2 protein-coding genes and 2 pseudogenes are annotated in these 2,163 nt (G+C 73.9%); 1 reads left to right on the top strand and 3 read right to left on the bottom strand.

Annotated features, from left to right (window positions below):
* Both G3I40_RS20235 and G3I40_RS20240 read right to left on the bottom strand, forming a co-directional pair.
* Positions 1 to 193 (bottom strand): annotated as a pseudogene (locus tag G3I40_RS20235) (malto-oligosyltrehalose trehalohydrolase); the annotation flags it as partial.
* A gap of 93 nt (positions 194 to 286) precedes the next feature.
* Positions 287 to 1,138, bottom strand: coding sequence for a GNAT family N-acetyltransferase (locus tag G3I40_RS20240; protein WP_164303553.1), 852 nt, complete (start codon positions 1,136 to 1,138; stop codon positions 287 to 289).
* A gap of 188 nt (positions 1,139 to 1,326) precedes the next feature.
* Between G3I40_RS20240 and G3I40_RS20245 the strand changes: the two genes are divergently transcribed.
* Positions 1,327 to 1,878 (top strand): FHA domain-containing protein, encoded by a 552-nt coding sequence (locus tag G3I40_RS20245; RefSeq protein WP_164303552.1) that lies wholly within the window; start codon positions 1,327 to 1,329, stop codon positions 1,876 to 1,878.
* A 60-nt stretch (positions 1,879 to 1,938) separates the two neighbouring features.
* On the opposite strand, the pseudogene G3I40_RS20250 reads toward G3I40_RS20245, so the two are convergent.
* Positions 1,939 to 2,163: pseudogene (locus tag G3I40_RS20250) on the bottom strand (3-hydroxyacyl-CoA dehydrogenase); the annotation flags it as partial.

Consider the following 2,163-nt stretch of genomic DNA (forward strand, 5'->3'; position numbering starts at 1 on the left):
GCTGGCGGCGCGAGCGCGGGTCGGGCAGCACGGGCCCGTCGTCGAGCGCGAACCCGTACCGCGTGCCGTCCTCGGCGTCGGCCCGCCCCGCCCACCAGCCCACCCGGCCGGGATCGGGTTCCAACGCCCGCACGTCGCCGTCGCAATGGAGCGCGACCCGCTCCGCCTGTGGTGCCCACACCTCGAACTGCACGGACGGTTCCCCTCGTCTGTGGCCGGTGACTGCGCGTCCATGGTGCGTCACGCTTGATCGTCACGGGGCCGATTCGCCGAGGTGCGGCCCGGGTCACACGAAATGGACGCGCTTTTGCACCACCGGGTACCCGGCCTTCGTGAAGTTCGCCGCCATCGGGACATTCGTCTCGTCCGTGTCGGCGAGGACGTACTCGGCGCCCTGCTCGACCAGGAAGTGCGTCGACTCTGCCAGGAGGTCATACGCATAACCCCGGCCGCGCTGCTCCGGCACGACCCCGATGAACCCCACGACGGGGCCCGTGTGGTTGTAGGCGGGGAAGGCGATGCCGACCGGTTCACCGCCTGGCGTGTACGCCAGCCGCAGCCACTCCCGCGGCGACGGGCACCAGTGGAAGAAGTCCAGTTCCGCCTGCGCGGCCCGGTTGAGGCCGCCCTCCTCGACGGCCTGCAGCGCGTGCGCGTCCAGCGTCACCGCGTGCACGCGGCGCAGCACGTCCAGGACCACCGCGTCGTCCGGCTCGGGCCGGAACACCAGGCGCCCCGGGCGTGCGGGCAGCCCGTCCGCCGGAGTCCACCGGTACCGGAAACGGGCCACGAGCCGGCGCATGCCCGCCTGCCGGGCCGCCTCCATGCGTGCCTGCGCGGCCGCCCGCGCGTCCGGGCGCTCCTGCCAGTCGGCGGGCAGGATCAGCTCGTACTCGACGTCGTAGGGGGCCTGCCGCAACAGGGCGACGCCCGCCTCGATGTCGTCCTCGCCGACGTCGAACCAGTTCAGGTTGACCGGTTCGTCGTCGTCCGGGCCGCCCCACCAGGCCGCCCGCGCGACGACCCGTCCGCCGCGCAGCGCCACCCACGACCAGGCGGGGTCGTAGTCGCCGCCCTCGCCGCGGGTGCGGTAGTCGACCCCGGTGACGACGCGGCCGACCAGGCCCGGGTCGTCCATCGTGCGGAAGAGGTGCGCGTCGGCCTCGCCGAGCGCGCGGACCGTCAGATCGTGCGGTGCAGAAGTCAAGAACTCTCCTCAGGTGGCGGCCCGTTCGCGGTCGCGGCGGGCTCGAACGTAACAGCGGGCAGGGCGTGACGGCCTTCGTTTTCTGGACACCCCGGCCGCGCTGCCCGACAATCACGAGCGTGACGTCCTCTTTTGAACACCACACCTACCCGGCCCGGTTGTCCGACGCCGAGCGGGACCGTGCGCTGAAGGTGCTCAGGGACGGCGTCGCGCTCGGCCGGCTCTCGCACGACACGTTCGTACGCCGCATGGAGCTGGCGCTCGCCGCCCGCAGATCCGCCGAACTCGAGGTGCTCACCGCCGATCTGCGGCCCGAGAACCGCTGGTCGCGGGCCGTGTTCGGGGCCGTCGGCGCCGTCTCGGGGTTCACCGTGCGGCTGCGCAGGGCCTGGACCGTCGAGCGGCTGCCGAAGCTGCTGCTGCCCCCGGCGGCCAACCCCTACCCGCTGCGCATCGGCCGCGACCCGGCCAACGGGCTGCGGCTCAGCCACGAGTCGGTCTCGCGCGTGCACGCCGAACTGAGCCACCAGGGCGGGGCATGGGTGCTGCGCGACCTCGGCTCGACCAACGGCACCTCCGTGAACGGCCGCAGGGTGACCGGCGCCGTCGTCGTCCAGGACGGCGACCAGATCGGCTTCGGCCGGATGTCGTTCCGGCTGTCCGCGACCTGAGCGGTCGCCCTGCCCGGCAGGGTGGACGCCTCCGTCCCCGGGGCGACCTGGGCGCCGGGCTCAGCCCTGCGCGTGCCGCACGGCCGCGATCGTCGTCCGCGCCTGGTGCTCGACCTGGTGGGGCACCGGCACCCAGCGCGCCCCGAACCGGTCCCCGTACACCTCGCACCAGCGGGTGACGAGGGCGTCCAGGCGGGGCGCCGCCGCGTCGTCGGCCTCCTCCAGGACCCGCAGGAGCATCGCCGCGGCCCGCAGCGGCAGGCGCCGGGCGAACGCGTCGATGCT

This window comes from Streptomyces sp. SID14478, assembly GCF_010548525.1.
GTDB lineage: Bacteria > Actinomycetota > Actinomycetes > Streptomycetales > Streptomycetaceae > Streptomyces.